Genomic DNA, 22640 nt, shown 5'->3' with positions numbered 1-22640 from the left:
CCAGCTAACGCATGATCGCGGTTCGAGCGGGACGTTCACGGCGCAGGCATCCCGCCGCGGCGCTACGGCAATGCTCGGCCATTCTCGGCCAGCGTCTCCCGCAAGTCGCGGATCAGCGGAAACACCTCCTGGTTCCAGTCCGCGCCCTGCCGGTCGTGCGCGGCCTGCTCCATCTCGACGATGGCGCGGTCCTCGGCAAAGATCCGTTCGGTGAACCAGATCAGCAGCGGCCAAGCCATGTCCAGCAAGCCGGGGATCTTCGGGCGCCGCACCGACAGCAATCCGAACGTGCGGTTGCTGCGCTGGGCTTCGTCGATCGGAACATAGACGATCCACAGATCCATCACCGGATCATCGCCGCTGGTCCAGATCTTCAGCGTCTGATACGGATACTGCGTGCGGATCGTCATCAGGTCGCGCTGCTCCTTGGAACCGCCGCGCCGCATGCCGACGATCGCGGCCTCGCCCAATGGCTGCCGGCCGCTGGTCCGAGCAAAGCTGTAGTCGCACTCCAGCCATCCCGGACCTTTGCGCCGATCCAGGTATCGCGGCGCAATCTGCCCCATTTGTCGCCGATGCAGGAACTGATGGTTCATGTCCATCAGGTTCTCGTGCATGAACGTGTAGTGACAGGCGACCCGGCGGCCAAATCGCCGCGTCTTGAACGCCCGGTCGGCCGCCGAACCCAACGGCGGCAGCGGCCCCGCCGCCGCCGGATCACCCGGCCAGATGAAGATCATCCCGTCCTGCTCCCGGCACGGATAGGACCGCACGCCATTCGGCAGCCGGCCCTTGCCCAGATAGGGCACGTCGATGCACCGCCCGGCGCCGTCATAGGTCCAACCGTGATAGCAGCAACGCAGCGCGCAGCCGTCCACCACACCCTTGGATAGCGGCACCTGACGATGCGCGCAGCGATCCTCCAGCGCGAACACCGCCGCCGCCTTCGGACGCGCCAGCACGATCGGCTGCCCGGCGAACTGCGTGGCATAGGTCTTGCCCGGCTTGAGCTCTGTAGACCAGGCAACCGGATACCAGTGGGCCGGGTGAATGCCTACGCGCCGCAGATCCTGCTGCGGGCGGTCCAGCGGCATCAAGGCAGGGACATCGAGCATGGACACTCCTTGCGTTGGCGGCAATTTTCTCGGTTGGGGGCAGCCGCCCGGACATCTGCTTCCATAATCGGGGCGGCCACGCTGAACAACGACTTCTTCTGCCCAGCGCGAACCAAGCCTGGCCATCGCGGACCAAGCCTGAGGACCAAGCCTGGCCGCCGAGGCTGTGACTCGACCGGCTCGAGGTCACCAGCACGGCCCCGATAGCGGCTGAATGCGACAGAAACATGGTCCACGTCGTTCGCGGCGCGACGTTCTGCTGTTCGACGAAAGCACCGCCCTTCATGGATCAGCTCGACGGTGTCCCGCTCGGCCGACAAATCGACCATCCCACTGGCGCAACCGGTAACAAGGCTCACGCTTTTGTGGCGTACCGCGTAAGACGACGACAGGTCGGACAAGGAGCCAGTTGATCCACCGGCCAGTTCATCATATCGAGACCGTTTTGACCGCTATGCTGGCGCTCTTTACGATCGAACCCTCCGCCCGGTACGGCCGCAAGGTGCCGTCTCCGCCGGATCGGCTTCCGGCCGGCCATTTGGGGCAATCCTATTCGGCGCGCCGATGCGGTCCTCGACGCCGCCGTGCGATTTTCCCCGGTCAGGCTGTAAAACGCGCGCGACCCGTTCCACCGCCTCCGGCAAGATGGCACTCTCGCCGCACCATGCTTTCGCGCCCACCCCCCGGCCGACCGGCAATGCGTTGACCCAACTCATCGGCGGCCCCGTGCGCCGCCACCCCGGCACCCGCCCAGGCCCGCGCTGCTTCCGGCTCCTGCTGATCGTCGGGCTGCTGCTCACCCCGCGTGCCGCCGCCGCCGGCGACTGGGGTCACAAATTGCCCGGCCTGCCGACAGACTTCGTGTTCGGCTACGGCACCCTGATCGACGCCGACTCGCGCGACCGCACCGCCGGCGCCCAGGTTCCCGCCATCCCTGTGCGGGTCTCGGCCGAGTTCGGCTACCTGCGAGCCTGGGTCGACCGCTGTTCCTGCGGCTTCACCGCGCTTGGTTTGCGCAAGCCCCATCCCGGCGAACCAGCCATGACCATCAACGGCGTGCTCTACGCGGTAAACGCATCGAATCTGCCGGCGTTCGATCGGCGAGAGGGCGATTACCGCCGCGTCCCGCTGCCGCGCCGCATGATAGAGGCCGTTTCTTGGCAGGAACTTCCCCGCGACGGCCAGATCTGGGTCTACGTGCCGATCGGCCCCGGCGCCGAACCCGGCGTCGACCTGCCACAAGCCTCGGCCCAGTTTCCGATGTTGCAGACCTATATCGACCTCGTGCTGCGCGGCAGCCTGATCTACGGCTCCGACTTCGCCAAGGAAATCATCCGGACGACAACCGATTGGAGCCTGTTCTGGCTCAACGACCGCGAACAACCGCGGCGTCCCTGGGTGCACACCGCCGACTATCAGGCCATCGACACGTTGCTGCGGCAAACCGCTCCGGCATCCAAGCGCTTCGGCGACCGGCTATTCCCCGAGGATTACGCCGCCAGGCGCCTGGCGCAGCCAGCGCCGGACCCATCACCCAATCCGGCCCACCCAAGTCCCGCCCGTTGACACCAGCCAACATCTGACAAGGCCAACATCTGACCCAGCCAACATCTGACCCAGCCAACATCTGACCCAGCCAACATCTGACCCGGCCCAACATCTGACACGGCCCAACATTCTACACGGTCAACATCTGACCCAGCCAACATCTGACCCGGCCAACATCTGGCACCAGCTTCCATCAGCGGCACGGTAGGCAAGAACAAGACGTGTCCAAGCGCGCGGTCAGCCCATCGGCTCGCCAACTTGTGTATGTCTCTGAAACGCCTCCTCGTTACCGGAATTGCACGCGCGCCGAGTTACTTGGCCGCTGAAGTTAAATCGATATCTTGATTGCCGGATCAATCATCCAAGCCGAATCGCCGATCCGGTTCAAACGCCGCCTTGCCACCGCCCAGACTCTGCATGAATTCTTCTGTCATGGAGACATCCACCCGCACCGGCGACCCGGTCGCACGCGCAGTCGATGCCCTGAAGCTCGCTCGGCGTCAGGTGCGGCTAGCCCAGCGCGCCACCAACAACTGGCGGCTGGAAGGCGCGCTCGCCGATATCGAGGATGACCTCGGTGTCGACCTCAGCCGGATCGAGAATGCGGTGGACGACAATGCTGCCGACGCCGAGTTCAGCGGTGAAGCCAAGACCAGGCGGCAGGCCTGGCTGCCACCGGGTGGGCTGGTCTGATGGCACAGCGCCCGATCTGGCGTGGTCAACTCCGCCTCGCCTTGGTCTCTTGTCCGGTTGCGCTGTATAACGCCAAGCACGATCGTGCCGCGATCCGCTTCCATCTGATCAACCCGGATACCGGCAACCGCATCCAGATGGTCACCCAGGATTCCGAAACCGAGAAACCGCTGTCGCGCCGCGACCTGGTGAAGGGTTACGAATTCAAGAAGAACACCTACCTGTTGCTGAACGACGACGATTTCAACAGCGTCAAGGTCGACAGTTCCGACACCATGACGGTGGAAAAATTCGTCGAAGCCGAGTCGATCGACGCGATCTATTACGACGCCAGCTACTATGTCGTCCCGGACGGCCAGACCGGCCGCGACGTTTACGCCGTCCTGCTGGAAGCGATCGAGAAAACCGGCCGCGTCGCCTTGTCCAGGCTGGTCATCGGCCAACGCGAGCGAACCGTCGCACTGCGGCCGATGCAGGGCGGCCTGGTCGCCCATACGCTGTTCGAGCAACGCGACATCAACGATGCGAAAACCATGTTCGACGATGCCGCGGCGACCAAGACCGACCCCGAGATGGTGAAGCTGGCAACCCAACTGATCGATCGTCAGACCGGTCGCTACGACCCCGCCGATCTCGAGGATCGCTACGAAACCCGCCTGCGTGAAATGATCGACGCCAAACTGAAGGGCGAAGGCATCGAGGATGAGGCAACGCCGGAACCGGCGGAAACCAACGTCATCGATCTGATGGCCGCGCTGAAACGCAGTCTGGGCGACGATGCCGCGGCAGCAAAGGCCGCAGCCAAACCGGCCGCGAAAACCACCGCCAAGGCCAAGCCCGAAAAGCCCGCCGCCGCGCCGCAGAGACCTTCACGCAAGCGCGCTTCCTGAGTATCGTCCCTCGGTAGAGCAATGCTGCAGGAGGTCGCAGTGGCCGCAATCTCGCAAGCGGCGCGGGATCACCGCCGCCGGATCATCGAACATCAGCAGCAGGCCGAGGCCCAGCGCAAGCCCACCGCCGCGCCGCCCGACCCGCAACTGGAGATCCCGCTGATCGGCGAGGTGCGCAGCGCCGCCAAACCCGCGGCAAAGCCGGCACGCGCCCGCTCCAAAAAGCCGGCGCAGCTCAAACTCACCGACAACCTGTAGCCCGCCCCACGCTGTCCACCAGCCCGCCCACGTTATCCACCGAGATCAAGCGTCCCCAGCGCCCGATCCAGCGTATCCACGATCCGGTCGCATTCGGCGCGGGTGATCACCAGCGGAGGCGACATCGTAATGGTGTTGCCATAGCGCCTGCCACCGCCGCCGCGGCCAACCAGCAGCCCATCGTCACGGCAGAAATCGACGATGGCGCTGATCTGCGCCGGGCCCAGCGGCTCCTTGCTGGTGCGATCCCTAACCAGTTCCACACCCAACAGCAGCCCCTTGCCGCGGACGTCGCCGACGATCCGATGCCGCAGCAACGTCCGTAGCCCGTCGAGCAGATAGTCCCCGACCTCCGCGGACCGATCCACCAGTTGCTCTTGCTGCAGGATTTCAATGTTGCGCAGCGCCACGGCCGCGGCGACCGGATGGCCGCCATAGGTGTTGACCTGCCCGACCTGGCGGTTCTCCGCCGCATCGCCATAGAAACTGTCGAACACGCTGTTCTTCACCATCGTCGCCGCGATCGGCAAATAGGCACTCGATATGCCCTTGGCGATGGCGACGATGTCGGGTGACACGCCGTAATGCTGATAGCCGAACATCTTGCCGGTGCGGCCGAAGCCGTTGATCACCTCATCGACGTGCAGCAGGATTCCGTACTTGCGGCACAGGCTTTCCACCTCCGGCAAATACTCGTCCGGAGGCACCGCGACCCCCACTCCGCTCATCACCGGCTCCACGATCACTTCGGCGACCGATTCCGGCCCCTCGCCAAGGATGGTGTTCTCCATGTTCTTGACGCACGCCAGGCCGCAGCTTGGATAGCTCAGGCCGAACGGACAGCGATAGCAGTACGGCTGCGCGACATGCACGAAATCGCCCGAAAACGGCTCGAACTTGGCTTTCCGTTCACCCATCCCGCCGGCATCCAGAGTGGCCAGCGTGGTGCCGTGATAGGCGAAATATCGGCTGATGGTCTTGAACCGGTTTTCCCCAGGATGTTCGTGCTTCATATACTGCCGAGCGATCTTGAAGCCGGCCTCGTTTGCTTCCGAACCGGAGTTGACGAAGTAGCTGCGATACCCGCCACCCGCCAATCCATTGATCTTCTCGGCCAGGGCCGCCGCCGGCAGGTTCATCGCGGTATGCGGAAAATACGACAGTTGCCGCATCTGTTCGGCCGCCACCTCGGCCAGTTCGGTGCGGCCATAGCCGATGTTCACGCACCATAGTCCCGCCATCGCATCCAGATAGGGCGTGCCGTCGGCGTCGAACACCGTCGCGCTCTGCCCCCCGGTCACCACCATCTGCTTCGATTCCAGCACCTTATGCTGAACGATCGGATGCAGCACGTTGCCAAGGTCTTGCCTGACAACGGCCTCGCGCACGGCCGGATCGGGTGTATTCTTAAGCGACATGATTGCCTCGCGTGGTTGATCGGGAACAGGTTGACAGGCTTGCGCCGCCACGTCACGGGCCGTCTTGAAACGCCATGCCACGTTGAATCCTGGAATTTCCGCGCGACACCCGCTATCACGCCGAGATCAGATCACGGGAACTGACGATGGGTCCAGAGACAGCGTGGCGACAAGCCCTGCAGGCCAAGGGCCGCGACCGCATCATGGCCGAACTCAAAACCCGAGCCGGTGCCCCGGACGACGTCGTTCTCGACGTGGTTTACGAGGCGCCTTACCCGACCAGGGAATTTTGCCAACGCTGGTGCGCCGAACAGGATAATCGGATGTTGCATCTTTCCGGTTATTCCAAGGCGTTTTTGGTGGCACTCGTGCTGCTGACGATTTTTGCAATCAAGGCCATCGTTAGTTGGAACAGCCTGCCGATGAATCAGGAATCCCAGGCGCAGCTTCAAAGTCATTCCGTTCCGCGCTGATCCCTCTCTCACCGCCAGCCCACGCAGCAAACCATCGAATTGCATCGTCGGCAGCACCGCCGCGCCATCCCACGCGCCCGGCCGGCGCGACCAGGTATAACGGATAGAACCGACCGTTCCAGCCGACCACCAGGGCGACGAAATCGCACGCTTCCGCCGCTGGATCTTCGCGCGCCCATTATGCCCAAACCGATCCGGGGGCGTTCACCCTGGCCCGAGCGGAGAATGGGGCCCGAGCGGAGGATGGGGCCCGAGCGGAGGATTGGGCCCGAGCGGAGGATTGGACCCGAGCGCAGGATGAGGCCTAAGCCGATAATGGCTGACGCCCCACTCGGCGCCATCCCTCGCCCCGAACAACCCAGCCGTCGCCAAGAAGAACAGCCGCCAGCGCCGCTTCCACAGCATCGCTTCGCGGCCATAAACGTCGCGCAGGATCCGCTCGATCGCTACCGTATTGGCGTCGTAGTTGGCCAGCCAGTCATCGGCGGTACGCCGGTAGTTGACCCCGCTCCAGCGCCATTCCGCCTCCACCCTGAACTCACTGTCCAAATGACGGATCAGCCCGTGGCTCGGCATGATCCCACCGGTGAAGAAGTGCTGCGCGATCCAGTCCGATGCATCGGCATGATCGAAACGATAGGGCATGCTGCGATGGCTGAACACATGCAGGAACAGCCGGCCATCGGCCTCCACCCAGCCGCGCACCCGCCGCAGCAGCGCCTGCCAGTTCGACATGTGCTCCCACATCTCCACCGAAACGATCCGATCGAACCGCCGGCCCGGATCGAAGTCGTTCATATCCGCCGTAACCACCCGCAGACGCGACAGCCCGCGCCGCGCCGCCTCGGCCTCGATGAAGCCGCGCTGCGCTGCCGAATTCGAAACGGCAACGATATCGCTGCTCGGATAACGCTCCGCCATCCACAGCGACAACGACCCCCAGCCGCAACCGAGTTCCAGGATCCGCTGTCCATCGGCCAGGGCGGCATGCACCGCGGTTTCCGCCAGCGCACGCTGCTCGGCGGCCGCCAGCGTCTCCGTCCCATCATCATACAGACAGCACGAGTATTTCCGCGCCGGCCCAAGGATCAGCGCGAAGAAGTCCGGCGGCAGCTCATAGTGCTGTGCATTGGCCGCGTCCGGACGTTCCGCGATCGGATAGGACGCCATGCCCGCCGCGAAATTCCGTTCCGTACTCGGATCGGCCAGACCGAGCCGGCGACCGGTGCGGTCCACCAGCAGGGCAATTCCGGCCCGCGTCACCGAGTCTGGCAACGGCAGGCGTTCCACTGCACCGGCAGCGGCTGCAACCAGGTTCATGGCTCTCTCGAATCAGGCGGTGGCGAATCAGGCGATCGCGAATCGGGCAAAGACGAAACAGGCAATGGCAGAAACGCCCGCGTGCGCGCCTGATAGGCGCGATAGGCCTCGCCACGGGAATGCAGCATCCGCTCTTCCAGCGGCGGAATGCCGGACACATGGACCAACAGCCAGTACATGAAGGCAGGCCCGGAAAACGCCAGCCAGCCGACCGCACCGCCGGACCCGATCGCGAACAGCGGATAGGAAACCCAGCCCAACCATTCGAAGAAGTAGTTCGGATGACGTGACAGCCGCCACAACCCGGTGTCGCACACCTTGCCATGATTGGCCGCCTCGGCGCGGAACCGGCGCATCTGCCTGTCGGCCACCGCCTCGCCCACGATCGCCACACCAAGCACCGCCAGGGCGACCGCGTCCATCACCCCAAGTGGGCGCGGATTGCGCACCGCCAGCAGCATGGAGATCGCCAGCAACGCCGCCGCGGCAGCCTGGATCTGCAGGAACCAGAACAGCCGGCGCTCGAAACCCGCACCCCATTGCTGGCGGAACGCGGCGTAGCGCACATCCTCCGGCCCGTTGCGCGTGCGCGCCAGCAGGTGAAAACCCAGCCGCATTGACCAGATCGCAACCAGCGCGGCGACCAGGATCTGCCGCGGCCCCGGCCAGGCAATGGCCGGCGCCGGCACCAGGGCATAGATCACCCCGGCCAGACCAAGCGCAAAGCTCCAGACCACATCCACCCAGCCGGCGTTGCCCAATCGCCGCTGCACCGCCCAGGCCAGCATCATCAGCATCGATAGCATCAGGCTGACGCCCAGGATCAGCACGATCGTCATCGCGTTGCCTCGCCACAACCGGCGCCCGCATCGCCATGCGCGGCGATAAACCGCAGCGTATCGCGCCGAACCGGGGCAAACGACGTCAACCCCGAGGCGAACGCCCCGATCAGCAGCTTGTGCCCCAGGCCGGGATACAGATGCTCGTCCACCGCCACCCCATCCTGCCGCAGCCGAACCGCCAGCCGCGTGGTGTTCCCAGGGTCCACGGTATCATCGGCAGTACCCGCCGCCAGCATCATCGGCGGCGCCCCCGACGTCACGTAGTTGATCGGTTGCGAGCGTGGCCACTCGGTTTCCGGACCAAAAATCGCCTTCAGCGTGCGACTGCGCAGCGGCAGGAAGTCATACGGCCCGGCAAGGCCGATCACCCCCCGGATCTGGCGCGGATCGACCCCGTCGGCCCGCAGGTAGCTCCCGTCCAACGCCAACAGCGTGGCAATCTGGCCGCCCGCCGAATGACCCATCAGGAACAGCCGGTTCGGATCGCCGCCATACTCCTCAACATGCGCGCGGGTCCACGCCACCGCCTCGGCCGCATCCTGCATGAACGCCGGAAACCGCACCGTGGGATACAGCCGGTAGTCCGGAATCACCGTGACCACGCCGCGCGCGGCCAAACTGGCGCCGACGAAACGGTAGCTGCTACGACTGCCGCTCTCCCAGCCGCCGCCATAGAAGAACACCACCACCGGTGCGTTGGCGCATCGGTGTGATGGCGCATAGATATCCAGCGTGTGATCGGGGCCGGGCGCGTAGGCGATATCGCTCGACCAGGTCACCCCGGCCCGCGGCGCCGTCAGATTAAGCAGCAAGGCCGGCGAGCAGGCGCTCAGCAGCATCAGCGCCACCAACTGCACCGCGACGCGAGGCATCCGATCACATGCCGATCAACGGCCGTACCAACCGACCCATCAGCCCAAGCGCGCGCAACCGGCCGCCGGTGGCGATCAGGCAAATGCATTCTTCCCCCGGCAGCGCCGTCGGCCGATGCGCCACACCGCCGTCGGCCTCGGCGAAATCACCCACATGATACTCACCCGTTACATCGTCGAAAGCGCCTTGCAATACGCAAGTTGTTTCGAACCCGCTATGGCTATGCTCCAGCAACCCGGTCCCCGGCGCCGCCCGGATCAGGTCCAGCCGGCTGTCATTCAGGCGGCGCGGAATCAGCGGCATCATCGCGATATTCGGCCCCAGCCAGCGCCATCGCCCCGTTGCCAGCCCATTCAGCGTCACCGCCACCGGTTCGGGTTCGGCGATCGTCACCGGCTCATCCAGCCTGGCCAGCGTCCGCGCCAGCGCGTCGGGCGCCAATGCAGCCGGCGCCAGCGAATCGAGCACCGCCCCGCCGGCCTCCTCGGCCCGGCGCAGCACCGCCCTGCACGCCGCGCAACGCGCCACATGCACCGCCACGACCCGCGGATGCGGCTCGGCCAGCGTGCCCGCCGCATAGGCCAGCAGGGTCGGCTCGGAGGGATGGTGCCCGATCATTCTTCGTCTTTCAGCACGGCGCGCAACTTCGACATGGCAAGCCGCAACCGTGATTTCACCGTTCCAAGCGGCACCCCGAGTTCAACTTCGATCTGGCTGTGCGTGCGTTCGTCGAAGAACGCCATTTGCAGCATGGTCAATTGTTCCACCGGCAGCCCCTCCAGCGCGGCGCGCACCTGCGTCGCGCGCTCATCCGCCGCTATGACCGCATCGGCCAGCGGGGTCGGCGCCGGTTCGTCCGACGGATCCGAAGTCTGCACCACCGGGCGGGTGCGGCGCAGCGAGTCGATCCGCAGGTTGCGGGCAATGGCAAAAATCCACGCCCCCGCCGAGGCCCGCTCAGGGTCATAGAGCTCAGCCTTGCGCCACACAGTCAGCAATACATCCTGTGCCATTTCTTCAGCGACCGCCGGGTCCGCGCCAAGACGACGCAGATAGGCTTTGACCCGAGGCGCGAAATAATCGAATAGCCCAGCGAACGCCCCGGCATCCTTGCACCGCGCAACCGCCAGAATCAGCGCGGCATGGTTGTCGGTTTCCGGGTCAGGACTCATCCCACCACGCACAAAAAGCCACGGCGGCAGCCCGGTCTTGGCGTCTGCTCGCTGCACCTGATACAAAACATCCATACCCCCAATACGAAACGCATTAGATAACGGATCACAACTTGTGATCGTGATCCAGACCCGCGGTTCGCCCGTAAAATGGCTGAATAGCCGAAACGGCAGAGCTCAGATATCATGCACCGCCAGAATGCCCGACCTAGCAATGCCCGACCTAGCAATGGCCAACTCAGCAACGGCCAACTCAGCAATGGCCGACTCAACATCGCCGTCATCGGTACCGGCATCGCCGGCATGTCGGCCGCCTGGCTGTTGAACCAGGCACACCACGTTACCGTGTACGAACAAGCCGCACGGCCCGGCGGCCACAGCAATACCATCGATGTCGCAAACGCAAACGGCACCACCCCGGTCGATATGGGCTTCATCGTCTATAATCCGGCAACCTATCCAAATCTGGTGGCACTGTTCCGCCATCTCGATGTGCCCACCCACGCCTCCGACATGTCGTTCGCGGTCTCAATACGCGGGGGCGCCTTGGAATACGCCGGAACCGACCTCAATGGCTTGTTCGCGCAACGGCGCAATCTGTTCAATCCGCGCTTCTGGTCGATGTTGCGCGACCTGCTGCGGTTCTATCGCCAGGCACCGCGCGACGTCCACCGCTGCGCCACCGACCATCAGTCGCTCGGTGACTATCTCGCCGCCCACGGCTACAACAAAGCTTTCATTCGTGATCACCTGCTGCCCATGGCGGCCGCCATCTGGTCGACACCTCCGGACCGCATGACCGACTACCCGGCCTCCGCTTTCCTTCAATTCTGCGACAATCACGGCCTGCTGCGCATCCGCCGCCGGCCGCAATGGCGCACCGTCACCGGCGGAAGCCGAGCCTACGTGCAACGCCTCACCTCGCCGTTCGCCGCCCGCATCCGCCTAGGCCGCGGCATCCGCCAGATCTGGCGCCAGCCAAACCGGGTTCGACTGATCGATACCCAGGGGCTGGAGGCTTGGTACGACCATGTGGTCGTCGCCGCCCATGCCGATCAGGCGCTCCACATACTGGCCGACCCCACCGACGCGGAAACAGATCTGCTCGGCGCCATCAATTATCGCCCGAATGATGCGGTGATGCATCGCGATGCCACGCTGATGCCGCGCCGGCGCCGGGCCTGGTGCAGTTGGAACTATATCGGGGTAAATGCCCAGGGACAGGACGCGATGTGCGCGTCCTATTGGATGAATCAGTTGCAGTCTCTCCCAGCTATCGACCCGGTCTTCGTCACCCTGAACCCGCATCGCGCCCCAGACCCGCGGTCGGTGATCCATCAGGAAACCTTCGACCATCCGCAGTTCGACGCCGCCGCGCTCAAGGCGCAACGCAACCTCTGGTCGCTGCAGGGCCAGCGGCGCACCTGGTATTGCGGCGCCTATTTCGGCGCCGGCTTCCATGAAGACGGCCTGCAGGCCGGCCTGGCCGTGGCCGAGGCGCTCGGCGGCGTCCGCCGGCCCTGGGATCTGCCTGATCAATCCAGCCGCATCCATCTGCCGGCGCCCGCCCCCCAGACCCGGACCATGGCGCTGTGACCATCCCGGCCCCGTTCAACTCGGCGATCTACCAAGGCAGCGTCGTCCATACCCGCCTGCGCCCAGTGCACCACCGGTTGCGCTACCGCATGCCGATGCTGCTGCTCGATCTTGACGAACTGCCCCGCCTGTCGCGCGCGCTGTCGGTGTTCTCGGCTGAACGATTCAACCTGTTTGGCTTCCGCGCCCGCGATCATCTGGCGCCAAACGCCATCCCGCTGCGCACCCAGGTCGAGCAGCAACTCGAACGCGCCGGCCTGCCTCCCGACGGCGGACCCATCCGTCTGCTGTGCATGCCCCGCGTGCTCGGCGGCGTGTTCAATCCACTCAGCGTGTTCTTCTGCCACGCCGCCGATGGCGCTCTGCGCGCCGTACTGTATGAGGTCAACAACACGTTCGGCCAGCGCCACAGCTATCTCATTCCGGTGGCCGACCCGCGGGCCGCGATTCATCGCCAAAGCTGTGCCAAGCAATTCTATGTGTCACCATTCATGGACATGGCACTGCACTATCATTTCCGGCTCACCCCGCCGCGCCACCGCGTGGCAATCGCGATCGAGGCGCACGACCCCGCCGGCCCGATGCTGTCCGCCTGCTTCGCCGGCCAGCGCTGCGAACTGACCGACGCCAACCTGCTGCGCACCCTGTTGCGCCATCCGCTGCTCGCTGCAGGGGTGCTCGGCGGCATCCATTGGGAGGCGCTGAAGCTCTGGCGCAAGGGCATGCGGTTCCGCCCGCGCCCGGCACCCCCAGCCGACCCGGTCAGTGTCGTGATGTCACTAAGGCAGGCGTGATGGGCACCACGGTCAACCCGACGGTCGATATCACCCGCCCGCCGCGTCGCGATCTCGCCGCCGGTCTGCTGCACCGATTGTTCACCCGCCTGCGCTGCGGCTCGCTGACCGTGATCCTGCCCGACGGGCGGCGCTTCACCCACGACACCCGCGCCGCCGGTCCCGACGCCGTGTTGCATATCCATCGCTGGCGCGTGCTGCGCAGGCTGCTGCTGGCCGGCGACATCGGTTTCGCCGAGGCCTACATGGATCGCGACTGGTCCAGCCCCGACCTCACCGCGCTGATCGAACTGGCGGCCCGCCATCAGGCTTCGATCCCCGGCGCCAACGGCGGAACACCAATCGCGCGGCTGATCCAGCGGCTGCGTCATCTGGCGCGGCCCAATACCCTGTCCGGCAGCCGGCGCAACATCGTGCAGCACTACGACCTCGGCAACGACTTCTACGCCAGTTGGTTCGACTCCGGCATGAACTACTCGTCGGCATTGTTCCGCGATCCCGAGGCAACGCTGGAAGCCGCGCAGACCGCCAAGCAGGATCGCATCATGTCGCTGCTCGATCCGCGTCCCGGCCACCACATTCTAGAGGTCGGCTTCGGCTGGGGCGGCCTCGCCGAACGCCTCGCATCCAGCGGTGCCACCCTCACCGGCCTGACACTTTCCCCCGCCCAGCTCGGCTACGCCCAGCGCCGCCTCAGCGCCGCCGGACTGGCCGATCGGGTCGATCTGCGGCTGCAGGATTACCGCCAGGTCGAGGGCCAGTTCGATCGTATCGTTTCGATCGAAATGCTCGAGGCGGTCGGCGAAAGCTGGTGGCCGATCTTCTTCTGCATGCTGCGCGACCGGCTGCGCGCCGGTGGCGTAATCGTGCTGCAGACCATCACCATCGCCGACGAACGGTTTGTTTCATATCGGCGAAGTAGCGATTTCATCCAGCGCTATATCTTCCCCGGCGGCATGCTGCCGTCACCCGCCGCGCTGCGCGCACAGATCGCCCGCGCCGGCCTCGCCGTCCACAGCGTCGAAATGTTCGGCGCAAGCTATGCGCAGACCCTGAAACTCTGGCAGGACCGCTTCCAGGCCGCCTGGCCGGAAATCGCCGCGACCGGCTTTTCCGCCCGCTTCAAGCTGATGTGGGAATACTACCTGAGCTACTGTGAGGCCGGCTTCCGCTGCGGCGCCATCGATGTCGGCCTCTGGCGCCTGAGTCACGAGGCACGCCGTTCCTGACCGGGCACCGACCCGATCGGGTCGCCCACCATCCCGATCGGACACCGACCCGATCGGGTCGCGCACCATCCCGATCAGCCGCTTACACCGGCCGCGTAGCCGTCGCGCTGCGGATCCGCGCCGCCCTCCAGAAGTCGATCCCACAGCGTGATCCCGTGCGGCGCGGCAAACGGATAGGACAGCGCCGATCGCCGTACCTCGTAGCCCAACGCCTCCAGCCCAACCTGCACGCTCCGCGGAATCCGATTCGATATATCAATGACGTCGGTGGTCGCCGAGAACCGAGGCGCCGAGACCGCCTCCTGCATCGTCATCCCCCAATCCAGCACATTCAACAGCGCCTGCAGGATCGCCACCCCGATCCACGCCCCGCCCGGCGCCCCCAGTGTCATGACCGGCGTATCGCCCTCGAACACCAGCGTCGGACACATCGAGGAAAACCGGCGCTTGCCGCCCGCAATCGACCCCGCACGACCGGGCCGCGGGTCGTACCAGTTCATCGCCCCATTCAACATGAACCCGGTGCCGGGCGGGATAACCCCGGACGGCACACCCAGCGTATGGGTCAGCGAAACCACCATGCCCGAGGCATCGACACAGGACACCGTGGTGGTATGGCGGCTGTCACCGCCGACGCGCGACAGCGCGGTTTTCCGCCCACTCCGGATCCGCGCCGCGCACGCCTCGGCATAATCGTCCGACAACAGCATAGCCAATGGCGGGGCCACGAAATCGGGATCGCCGATATGGGTTTCCTTGTCGCCGCCGGCAATCTTCATCGCCTCGGCGACGACGCGAATATACGCCGCCGTGTTGTGGCCCAGCGCCGTCAGGTCGAAGCGTTCCAGGATGCGCAGCATCTCGGCCACCACGATACCGCCGGCCGGCGGCGGCGGCGTGCTAACCCGCCGCCCGCGGTAATTGACCTCCAGCGGAGCATGCACGCGGGCACGGAATCCTGCCAGGTCTTCCGCCGATAGCAGACCGCCATGGGCCGCCATATCGGCAACTATTCGTTCGGCGATCCGGCCGCCGTAAAAGTCCTCCACCCCGGCCTCGGCGATAGCGCTCAAGGTCGCGGCCAGATCCGCGTTTCGCACCAGGTCGCCGACCCGTTTGGGACTGCCGTCGGGACGCAAGTACAGCGCCCGACCGTCAGCCGTGGCCGCCAGCTTGGCACTGTATGGCAGACGTCCATACGCGGCCTCGTTGGTTGCGAACACGCCGGCAACGTGCGGGCGCACCGCCCACCCGGACCGAGCGTATTCGATCGCCGGCCCCAGCAGCTTGGCCCAGCGCAGCCGGCCGAACCGGTCATGCGCCGCCTCGAACAGGCGCAGGATCCCCGGAGTCGTCACCGCCGAATGGCCCAGCTCATTGACCGCACCGGCCAGCACATAGCCGTAACCGTCAGTACACTCCCGCTCGAACACCGCCCGCCACATCGAAGGCGTGCAGGCCGCCGGACAGGTCGATAGGCCGTCGAGCACGACGTGCTGGCCGCTCAATGGATCGAACACCTGCATGCTGCCCAGGCCGCCGATGCCGCACATCAACGGATCGACCACGCCTTGAGCAAAGGCACAGCCCAGCACCGCGTCCACCGCGCTGCCACCCGCCGCCAGGATGCTTTGCCCAGCCTCCACCGCCTCCGGTTGCGGCGCAACGATCATCGCGGAGCAGGCGGCAACGGCACGGGCAGGGCGGGGCATGTTGATCTCCTAAACACGATCGCGCTGAGCGAAACGGCCCGGCTGCGCGAAATCTTGCGACAAAGCGAAATTGGCCCAAGCATTTGACTGTCGCCCCGACAATCCGGCAACCGCTCCAACGCCTCCCGCCCCGCCCGATCATGCCATACCGTCGCAACCCGGCCCGACCAAAGGATACCCACCATGCAACTCACCCATCTGACCAACGCCCGCATCGTCGACGGCACCGCCCCCGAACCAACCCTCCCGATGACGGTCATCATCGAAGGCGATCGCATCAGGCAGGTCTCCCCAACGTGCGGACCGCCCGGCTCCGCCCAAATCATCGACCTGAAAAACCGCGTGCTGATGCCCGGCCTGATCGACTGCCACGTCCACATCGTCGCCGTCCTCGCCAGCCTCGGACAGAACGCCACCCTGCCCGACTCCCTGGTCATGGCCCGCTCGATCCGCTTACAGCACGACATGCTGATGCGCGGGTTCACCACCGTGCGCGACGTCGGCGGCGCCGACCACGGCCAGGTTGTGGCCTCCAACGAAGGCTCCGTGCTCGGACCCCGCCTGATCATCGCCGGCAAGGCGCTCAGCCAATCCGGCGGCCACTGCGACTTCCGCGGCCGCTTCAACGCCGGCCCCAACCACTTCGAAACCCGCCTCGGCTCGCTCGGCCGGCTGTGCGACGGCGTGCCCGAAATCCGCCGCGCCGCCCGCGAGGAAATCAAGGCCGGCGCCCAGTTCATCAAGATCATGGCCAACGGCGGCGTCGCCTCGCCCACCGACCCGATCCACTTCCGCGGCTTCTCGCAAGAAGAAATCACCGCCGCGGTGCAAGAGGCCGAGGCCGCCGGCACCTACGTCGCCGCCCATCTCTACACCGACCCAGCGATTCGCCGCGCCGTGGAATGCGGTGTCCACTCCCTGGAACACTGCAACCTGATCGAGCCCGCCACCGCCCAATTCGCCGCCAGACGAGGCGCCTTCGCGATCCCCACCCTGGTCACCTACGACAAGCTCGCCGAAGAGGGCGAGGCACTCGGCCTCGGCGCCGAATCGGTCGCCAAGATCGACAGCGTGCGCCTGGCCGGCATCGGCTCGCTCGAGATAATGCAGGCAGCCGGCCTGCCGATGGCCTTCGGCACCGACCTGCTCGGGCCAATGCACCGCCATCAATCCGAGGAATTCGTGATCCGCGGCCAAGTGCTGCCGGCACAGATGGTGATCGAATCCGCCACCCGGATCGCGGCAAAACTGTGCCGCATGGAGCAAGCGATCGGGACCGTCGCGCCAGGCGCGTTTGCCGACCTGATCGTCGTCGATGGCGACCCGTTGCGCGATCTGTCCCTGCTGACTAGGCAAGGCGCGCACATGCCGCTCATCGTCAAGGGCGGCGACATCGTCAAGCACGCGCCCTGGCACTGACCGCCGGCACGCAAACCCGCATCAGGCGGATCTGGCACGAAGCATGCACGATCAAAATCGGGCAACCTCCAACAAGTCGTCCATCGCCGTGAACCCGGCCAGTCATCCGCCCGCACCGACCAGCCACGCGACCCAAGCAACGGAGTCCCCGATGATCAACCGACGCAGCGTCCTGACCGGCGGCGCGGCTGCCGCGGCCAGCCTCGCCAGCCCCGCTTTGGCGGCCAATCCCAGGGTGCTGCGCTACGTGCCGCAGGCCAACCTCGCCAACCCCGATCCGATCTGGACCACCGCCACCATCGCCACCCTGCACGGATACATGGTCTGGGATACCCTGTTCGGCATCGACCAAGGCCTCGTCGCCCGCCCGCAGATGCTGGCCGGCAGCGAAACCTCCGCCGACGGCCTGACCTGGAAAATGACCCTGCGCGACGGCCTGCTGTGGCACGACAACGAACCCGTGCTGGCAAAGGATTGCATCCCCTCGATCCAGCGCTGGGGCAAGCGCGACGGCTTCGGCCAGCGCCTCATGAGCCTCACCGCCGAGATGAAGGTCATCGACGACAAGAGCTTCCAGATCCGCCTGACCCGCCCCTTCCCGCAGATGGCCTACGCGCTCGGCGCCAACGGCTGCTTCATCATGCCCGAACGCCTCGCCAAGACCGACGCCTTCACCCAGATCTCGGAATATGTCGGCAGCGGACCGTTCAAGTTCCTCAAGGACGAATGGGTCTCCGGCGCCTCCGCCGCCTATGCCAAGAACGAAAAATACCAGCCCCGCCAAGAACCGCCCAGCTACTGGTCCGGCGGCAAGGTGGTCAATTTCGATCGCGTCGAGTGGAAAATCATGCCCGACCCCGCCACCGCCGCCGAGGCCCTGCAGAGCGGCGAAGTGGACTGGTGGGAAAACCCGCTGTTCGATCTGCTGCCGATGCTGAAGACCGCCCCCGGGGTCACGCTCGAGGTGCTCGACCCGCTCGGCGCACTCGGCGTGATCGGGGTCAACCATACCCAGCCGCCGTTCGACAATCCCAAGTTGCTGCAGGCCATCCTGGTCGCCGTCAATCAGCAAGACTACATGGATGCGGTGCTCGGCGACCAGCAGAGCCTCGGCCAAACCGCCGGCTTCTTCATCGACGGTTCGCCGATGGCGAGCAATGTCGACATGGACAAGATCACCGGCAAACGTAACCTTCCGCTGGCCAAGAAGATGGTCGCTGAAAGCGGCTACAAGGGCGAGCCGATCGTGCTGATGTCGCCGTCCGACCAGCCGCAACTCAGCGCCATGGCCCAGGTCACCGACGCGTTCTACAAATCGATCGGCCTCAACTCGAAATACACCAGTATGGACTGGGGCACGCTGGTGTCGCGCCGAGCCAGCCACGCGCCATCGGACAAGGGCGGCTGGAATAGCTTCTGCACTACCTGGGGCGGCCTCGCCGTATCCAATCCCGGCAGCAACTTCCCGCTCCGAGGCAACGGTAACGGCGGCTGGTTCGGCTGGCCGACCGACGCCAAGATGGAAGCCCTGCGCGACAAATGGTTCGATGCCCCCGACATTCCAGGCCAGCAGGCGGTGTGTCGAGACATGCAGCGTTTGGCGTTTCAGGACCTGCCGTTCTTTCCCACCGGACAATGGTTCACCCCGACCGGGCACCGCGACAACCTGACCGGGTTCGTCAAGGCAGGCGTCATGCTGTTCTGGGGCGTCAAGCGGGTCTGAACGGGGTGCAGCAGGCTGCCAACCCGCACGCCACCGCCAATTTAAAGGACGCCCATCATGGCCGTCAGCACGCCAACCCCGGTCCATGCCCCAACCGGCGAAGCCGCCGTCCATCCACCCGGCAAAGCCGCCATCCATCTACTCGGCGAAGCCGCCATTAATCCACCCGACGAAGCCGCCATCAACCGGGCCATCGTCGCCTGCGGCATCGGCCAGATCTTCGAGATCTACGACTTCGTCATCTACGGACTGATGGCCGGCGCACTGGCCCGCGCCTTCTTCCCATCAACCGACCCGATCGCCGGACTGCTCGGCACATTCGCGACCTTCGCCGTCGGCTTCGTCATCCGCCCGATCGGCGCCGTGGTCATCGGCGCCTATGGCGACCGGCACGGCCGCCGCGCGGCACTGGTCGTCACCATCGGTCTGATGGCGATGGCCACCGGCCTGATCGGGCTGATCCCATCCTACGCCACGCTCGGGGTCTTCGCACCCATCATCCTGGTGCTATGCCGCATGGCCCAGGGCTTCTCCACCGGCGGCGAATGGGGCGGCGCGGCCGCGTTCTTGGTGGAATACGCACCGCCAAACCGGCGCGGCGCCATCAGCAGCTATCAGCAGGCCGCCACCTCGCTCGGGCTGATCGCCGCCACCCTGTTTGCGTTCATCCTGAGCGCCGCGATCGACAACACCGCCTTCCTCGCCTGGGGCTGGCGCCTGCCATTCCTGATCGGCTTCATCCTCGGCCCGGTCGGCTACTATCTGCGCACCAAGGTGGAGGAAACCCCGGCGTTCGAGCGCACCCGCCAGCACCACGACGTCAGCCGCTCACCGCTGCGCCAGTCGCTGACGCTCTATCCCGCCACCATGCTGGCCGCCTTCGGCCTCAGCATCATCGGCTGCGTGGTGAACTACGTCTTCGTCATCTACGTCCCCAGCTTCGCCCAATCGCAACTGCACATCCCGGCCGCCTCCACCTTCCTGTCCACGCTGATAGCCGGCGTGATCTGTCTATTGCTGACCCCGCTCATCGGCCGGCTATCCGACCGGATCGGCCGCCGGCCGCTGTTCTTCGCCGCCTCGGCCGCCTCTTCTCTGCTCGCCTATCCGCTGTTCCACGTCATGGTGACGATGCACTCGCTGTCCGGCCTGTTACTGGCCCAATCGGTCGCCGGCGTGATCCTGAGCCTCTACGCCGGCCCGATCTGCGCCGTGCTGGCCGAACAGTTCCCAACCAACATACGCTACACCGCGCTGTCCATCAGCTACGGCTTCGCGGTGGCAATCTTCGGCGGTTTCGCACCGCTGATCGCGACCGCGCTGGTGCGGCTGACTGGCGATCCGGTGGCGCCGGCGTATTATCTGGTCGCGGCCGGAATCCTCAGCTTCGTCGCCACGATTTTCGTCCGCGAGCGCGCCGGCCTGCCGCTGCCGGACGACATCGCCGCCCTCGAGCCCTCATTGCAGGAGAAACCCGCCTGATGATGGACCAAGACGTTGCCCGCCTCGCCGCCGCGGTCGATCCCGCCATCATGATGCGTCACCTCGAGGAATTCGCCCGCCGCATCAAGCTGTCCGGCACCGCGCCTGAACTGGAAAGCTTCCGCTACCTGCAAACCACCCTCGACAGCTACGGCTACCGCACCGAACTGATCCGCCACGACGCCTATATCAGCCTGCCCGGCCGCGCCCGGATCGAGATCGACACCGCCGCACCCGACACCGCCGCGCCCGACACAGCCGCGCCCGACATCACCGCACCCGACTCCGCCGCGCCCGACAGCGCCGCGCCCAACTGCATCACCCACTCGTTCTCCCGCCCGTCGCCTCCCGGCGGCCTGCGCGGAACCGTGGTCTACGCCGGACACGGCCGAGCCGAGGACTTCGCCGCGCTCGACGCCAGCGGCAAGATCGTGCTGCTGGAATCGATCGCCAACCCTGGCGCTACCCACCGCGCCTCGCTGGCCGGCGCCATCGGCCAGATCCACATCAGCCCACACCAACACCTGCATGAGATGTGCGTCTCCCCGGTCTGGGGCAGCCCGACCAGCAACACCATCGGCGATCTGCCCACCACCGTCGTGCTCAGCCTGCGCAAGGCCGATGGCGACGCCCTGAAACAGCGCGTGCAACGCAACGAACCGGTCGAGGCCGTGCTGCACGCCGAGGTCGACACCGGCTGGCGCAAGACACCTCTGCTGGTCGCCGAACTGCCCAGCCTCAAGGATGCCAGCCTCAAGGATGCCAGCCTCAAGGATGCCAGCCGCAAGGATGCCAGCCGCAAGGATGCCAGCGGTAAAGCAGACGGCCCGAACGATGACGACCCATTCGTGCTGTTCAGCGGCCATCATGACACTTGGCACTACGGCGTGATGGACAACGGTGGCGCCAACGCCACCATGCTGGAAATCGCCCGCCTGTTCGCCCCCGAACAAGCCGCCTGGCGCCGCGGCCTTCGCCTGTGCTTCTGGTCCGGCCATTCGCACGGCCGCTACTCCGGCTCCACCTGGTATGCCGATACCAACTGGCACGAGCTGGGCCGCCGCTGCATCGCCCACGTCAATGTCGACAGCACCGGAGCCCGCGGCAACACGGTGATGGCCGACGCCCTCGCCTGCGCCGAACTTTCCCACCTCGCCGCCGACGCGGTGCGCATGCAGGGCGGCCAGCAACTCGACGGCCACCGCATGAGCCGCGCCGGCGACCAGTCGTTCTGGGGCATCGGCATACCCTCGCTGTTCATGGGCATGGGCGAGCAGCCGGCCGGGTCAGCCGACAACGTCATGGGTGCAGTGTTCGGCGGCGGCGCCCGCAAGGGCGCCGGCTTCGGCTGGTGGTGGCACACCCCCGACGACACGTTGGACAAGATGGACCCCGACCTGCTGGCGCGCGACACGAAAGTCTACGTCCACGCTATCTGGCGCCTGCTCACTGATTCCGTGTTGCCGCTCGACTATGCCGCAAGCGCCGCGGCGCTGGATGCCCAACTGTCCGCCCTGCGCCAGCAACTCGACGGCCGGTTCGAGCTGTCCGGATTGACCAAGCGAGTAGCCCGGCTGCGCCAACAGGCCGCCGCCGTCAGCGCCGCCGCCGCGGCAATTACCGACGCGTCAGCGGCCCACCGGTTCAATCAGGCGCTCGTCGCAGTCTCCCGAGCCATGGTCCCGATGGACTACACCACCGGCGACCGCTTCGATCACGACCCGGCGCTCCCGCAGCCCCCCTATCCCGTGCTCAACGTGGTGCGCCAGCTAGCCGCCGCGCCGCCCAACTCCGACCAGGCGAGGTTCCTGGCCGGCGCCGCGACCCGAGCCTGCAACCGTCTCGCCTTCGCGCTGGATCAGGCCAACCAGGCGCTCGAAGCCTGCCGCGACACCCCGTGACAACCCGCCGCGGCAAGCGCAGCCGGATAGCCCCGAACGCACCTTGATCTGGGAAGCCCAATGACTGACTAACCGCAAATAAAACGCGGATGCACGCTGATGGTCCGGGTTCGCCCAGCGCCGTTACCATCAGATGTGGCCTTGGAAAAAGGCCCCCGCCAAACGCTTCGAACCAGCACAAC

At 65.8% G+C, this 22640-nt stretch carries 20 protein-coding genes; 12 read left to right on the top strand and 8 right to left on the bottom strand.

The window, feature by feature from the left end; all coding sequences use genetic code 11:
- Positions 1–62: 62 nt before the first annotated feature.
- Positions 63–1115: a Rieske 2Fe-2S domain-containing protein gene (locus ACQY4T_RS07840; protein ID WP_428539758.1), complete on the bottom strand. Its 1053-nt coding sequence runs from the start codon at positions 1113–1115 to the stop codon at positions 63–65.
- 702 nt (positions 1116–1817) lie between these two features.
- Here ACQY4T_RS07840 and ACQY4T_RS07835 point away from each other — a divergent pair.
- The 4 genes from ACQY4T_RS07835 (at position 1818) to ACQY4T_RS07820 (ending at position 4504) form a co-directional block, all read left to right on the top strand.
- Positions 1818–2681, top strand: a complete 864-nt coding sequence (locus ACQY4T_RS07835; protein WP_428539755.1) for a gamma-glutamylcyclotransferase family protein — start codon at positions 1818–1820, stop codon at positions 2679–2681.
- A 414-nt stretch (positions 2682–3095) separates the two neighbouring features.
- Complete coding sequence (locus tag ACQY4T_RS07830) at positions 3096–3356, top strand: hypothetical protein (RefSeq protein WP_428539752.1); 261 nt, start codon at positions 3096–3098, stop codon at positions 3354–3356.
- A complete protein-coding gene (locus tag ACQY4T_RS07825) occupies positions 3356–4246 on the top strand; it encodes a Ku protein (RefSeq protein WP_428539749.1) in 891 nt (296 codons plus the stop codon). The genes ACQY4T_RS07830 and ACQY4T_RS07825 overlap by 1 nt, the downstream gene beginning before the upstream one ends.
- Positions 4247–4267: 21 nt before the next feature.
- The gene (locus tag ACQY4T_RS07820; protein ID WP_428539746.1) at positions 4268–4504 is read left to right on the top strand and encodes a hypothetical protein; all 237 of its coding nucleotides are present in this window, start codon (positions 4268–4270) and stop codon (positions 4502–4504) included.
- 32 nt (positions 4505–4536) lie between these two features.
- On the opposite strand, the gene ACQY4T_RS07815 is transcribed toward ACQY4T_RS07820, so the two are convergent.
- Complete coding sequence (locus ACQY4T_RS07815) at positions 4537–5922, bottom strand: aminotransferase (RefSeq protein ID WP_428539743.1); 1386 nt, start codon at positions 5920–5922, stop codon at positions 4537–4539.
- A gap of 203 nt (positions 5923–6125) precedes the next feature.
- Here ACQY4T_RS07815 and ACQY4T_RS07810 point away from each other — a divergent pair, with 203 nt between their 5' ends.
- Positions 6126–6395, top strand: coding sequence for a hypothetical protein (locus ACQY4T_RS07810; protein ID WP_428539740.1), 270 nt, complete (start codon positions 6126–6128; stop codon positions 6393–6395).
- Between the two features lie 204 nt (positions 6396–6599).
- Here ACQY4T_RS07810 and ACQY4T_RS07805 read toward each other — a convergent pair whose 3' ends face one another.
- Genes ACQY4T_RS07805 through ACQY4T_RS07785 form a run of 5 tightly spaced genes read right to left on the bottom strand, consistent with a single transcriptional unit; the run spans position 6600 to position 10602 of the window.
- A complete protein-coding gene (locus ACQY4T_RS07805) occupies positions 6600–7715 on the bottom strand; it encodes an SAM-dependent methyltransferase (protein ID WP_428539738.1) in 1116 nt (371 codons plus the stop codon).
- Positions 7712–8554, bottom strand: coding sequence for a DUF1295 domain-containing protein (locus ACQY4T_RS07800; protein WP_428539735.1), 843 nt, complete (start codon positions 8552–8554; stop codon positions 7712–7714). Before ACQY4T_RS07800 ends, ACQY4T_RS07805 begins: the two co-directional genes overlap by 4 nt.
- Complete coding sequence (locus ACQY4T_RS07795) at positions 8551–9429, bottom strand: alpha/beta hydrolase (protein WP_428539732.1); 879 nt, start codon at positions 9427–9429, stop codon at positions 8551–8553. Before ACQY4T_RS07795 ends, ACQY4T_RS07800 begins: the two co-directional genes overlap by 4 nt.
- A 4-nt stretch (positions 9430–9433) precedes the next feature.
- Positions 9434–10048 carry a ChrR family anti-sigma-E factor gene (locus ACQY4T_RS07790; RefSeq protein ID WP_428539729.1) on the bottom strand — a complete coding sequence of 205 codons (615 nt, stop codon included), beginning with the start codon at positions 10046–10048 and terminating at the stop codon, positions 9434–9436.
- On the bottom strand, positions 10045–10602 hold the full coding sequence (locus ACQY4T_RS07785; RefSeq protein WP_428539726.1) for a sigma-70 family RNA polymerase sigma factor: 558 nt from the start codon (positions 10600–10602) through the stop codon (positions 10045–10047). Before ACQY4T_RS07785 ends, ACQY4T_RS07790 begins: the two co-directional genes overlap by 4 nt.
- A 186-nt stretch (positions 10603–10788) precedes the next feature.
- Between ACQY4T_RS07785 and ACQY4T_RS07780 the strand changes: the two genes are divergently transcribed.
- The 3 genes from ACQY4T_RS07780 to ACQY4T_RS07770 are packed head-to-tail and all read left to right on the top strand — an operon-like array spanning position 10789 to position 14221.
- Entirely contained in the window at positions 10789–12198 is a 1410-nt protein-coding gene (locus tag ACQY4T_RS07780) for an NAD(P)/FAD-dependent oxidoreductase (protein WP_428539723.1), read from the top strand.
- On the top strand, positions 12195–12992 hold the full coding sequence (locus ACQY4T_RS07775) for a DUF1365 domain-containing protein (RefSeq protein WP_428539720.1): 798 nt from the start codon (positions 12195–12197) through the stop codon (positions 12990–12992). The genes ACQY4T_RS07780 and ACQY4T_RS07775 overlap by 4 nt, the downstream gene beginning before the upstream one ends.
- Positions 12992–14221 carry a class I SAM-dependent methyltransferase gene (locus ACQY4T_RS07770; protein ID WP_428539717.1) on the top strand — a complete coding sequence of 410 codons (1230 nt, stop codon included), beginning with the start codon at positions 12992–12994 and terminating at the stop codon, positions 14219–14221. The genes ACQY4T_RS07775 and ACQY4T_RS07770 overlap by 1 nt, the downstream gene beginning before the upstream one ends.
- A 74-nt stretch (positions 14222–14295) precedes the next feature.
- Here ACQY4T_RS07770 and ACQY4T_RS07765 read toward each other — a convergent pair whose 3' ends face one another.
- A complete protein-coding gene (locus ACQY4T_RS07765; protein ID WP_428539714.1) occupies positions 14296–15933 on the bottom strand; it encodes a gamma-glutamyltransferase family protein in 1638 nt (545 codons plus the stop codon).
- Between the two features lie 183 nt (positions 15934–16116).
- Here ACQY4T_RS07765 and ACQY4T_RS07760 point away from each other — a divergent pair, with 183 nt between their 5' ends.
- The 4 genes from ACQY4T_RS07760 to ACQY4T_RS07745 all read left to right on the top strand — a co-directional run bounded on the left by ACQY4T_RS07760 (position 16117) and on the right by ACQY4T_RS07745 (position 22458).
- On the top strand, positions 16117–17352 hold the full coding sequence (locus tag ACQY4T_RS07760; RefSeq protein WP_428539711.1) for an amidohydrolase family protein: 1236 nt from the start codon (positions 16117–16119) through the stop codon (positions 17350–17352).
- Positions 17353–17503: 151 nt separating this feature from the next.
- Positions 17504–19075, top strand: a complete 1572-nt coding sequence (locus tag ACQY4T_RS07755; protein WP_428539708.1) for an ABC transporter substrate-binding protein — start codon at positions 17504–17506, stop codon at positions 19073–19075.
- 57 nt (positions 19076–19132) lie between these two features.
- Entirely contained in the window at positions 19133–20557 is a 1425-nt protein-coding gene (locus tag ACQY4T_RS07750; protein ID WP_428539705.1) for an MFS transporter, read from the top strand.
- Complete coding sequence (locus tag ACQY4T_RS07745) at positions 20557–22458, top strand: M28 family peptidase (protein ID WP_428539702.1); 1902 nt, start codon at positions 20557–20559, stop codon at positions 22456–22458. The genes ACQY4T_RS07750 and ACQY4T_RS07745 overlap by 1 nt, the downstream gene beginning before the upstream one ends.
- Positions 22459–22640 lie beyond the last annotated feature (182 nt).

The organism is Rhodopila sp. (genome assembly GCF_965277825.1).
Lineage (GTDB): Bacteria > Pseudomonadota > Alphaproteobacteria > Acetobacterales > Acetobacteraceae > Rhodopila.
Note: the sequence above shows the minus strand (reverse complement) of the source record. Positions and strands in the feature narration are given on the sequence as shown.

Bases quoted from the DNA above. Each gene is read 5' to 3' on its own strand.
- ACQY4T_RS07770 (WP_428539717.1), top strand. From the start codon at position 12,992: ATGGGCACCACGGTCAACCCGACGGTCGATATCACCCGCCCGCCGCGT.
- ACQY4T_RS07810 (WP_428539740.1), top strand. From the start codon at position 6,126: ATGGCCGAACTCAAAACCCGAGCCGGTGCCCCGGACGACGTCGTTCTC.
- ACQY4T_RS07825 (WP_428539749.1), top strand. From the start codon at position 3,356: ATGGCACAGCGCCCGATCTGGCGTGGTCAACTCCGCCTCGCCTTGGTC.
- ACQY4T_RS07840 (WP_428539758.1), bottom strand. From the start codon at position 1,115: ATGCTCGATGTCCCTGCCTTGATGCCGCTGGACCGCCCGCAGCAGGAT.
- ACQY4T_RS07745 (WP_428539702.1), top strand. From the start codon at position 20,557: ATGATGGACCAAGACGTTGCCCGCCTCGCCGCCGCGGTCGATCCCGCC.
- ACQY4T_RS07765 (WP_428539714.1), bottom strand. From the start codon at position 15,933: ATGCCCCGCCCTGCCCGTGCCGTTGCCGCCTGCTCCGCGATGATCGTT.
- ACQY4T_RS07830 (WP_428539752.1), top strand. From the start codon at position 3,096: ATGGAGACATCCACCCGCACCGGCGACCCGGTCGCACGCGCAGTCGAT.
- ACQY4T_RS07780 (WP_428539723.1), top strand. From the start codon at position 10,789: ATGCACCGCCAGAATGCCCGACCTAGCAATGCCCGACCTAGCAATGGC.
- ACQY4T_RS07750 (WP_428539705.1), top strand. From the start codon at position 19,133: ATGGCCGTCAGCACGCCAACCCCGGTCCATGCCCCAACCGGCGAAGCC.
- ACQY4T_RS07800 (WP_428539735.1), bottom strand. From the start codon at position 8,554: ATGACGATCGTGCTGATCCTGGGCGTCAGCCTGATGCTATCGATGCTG.
- ACQY4T_RS07820 (WP_428539746.1), top strand. From the start codon at position 4,268: ATGCTGCAGGAGGTCGCAGTGGCCGCAATCTCGCAAGCGGCGCGGGAT.
- ACQY4T_RS07795 (WP_428539732.1), bottom strand. From the start codon at position 9,429: ATGCCTCGCGTCGCGGTGCAGTTGGTGGCGCTGATGCTGCTGAGCGCC.
- ACQY4T_RS07785 (WP_428539726.1), bottom strand. From the start codon at position 10,602: ATGAGTCCTGACCCGGAAACCGACAACCATGCCGCGCTGATTCTGGCG.
- ACQY4T_RS07790 (WP_428539729.1), bottom strand. From the start codon at position 10,048: ATGATCGGGCACCATCCCTCCGAGCCGACCCTGCTGGCCTATGCGGCG.
- ACQY4T_RS07760 (WP_428539711.1), top strand. From the start codon at position 16,117: ATGCAACTCACCCATCTGACCAACGCCCGCATCGTCGACGGCACCGCC.
- ACQY4T_RS07755 (WP_428539708.1), top strand. From the start codon at position 17,504: ATGATCAACCGACGCAGCGTCCTGACCGGCGGCGCGGCTGCCGCGGCC.
- ACQY4T_RS07815 (WP_428539743.1), bottom strand. From the start codon at position 5,922: ATGTCGCTTAAGAATACACCCGATCCGGCCGTGCGCGAGGCCGTTGTC.
- ACQY4T_RS07805 (WP_428539738.1), bottom strand. From the start codon at position 7,715: ATGAACCTGGTTGCAGCCGCTGCCGGTGCAGTGGAACGCCTGCCGTTG.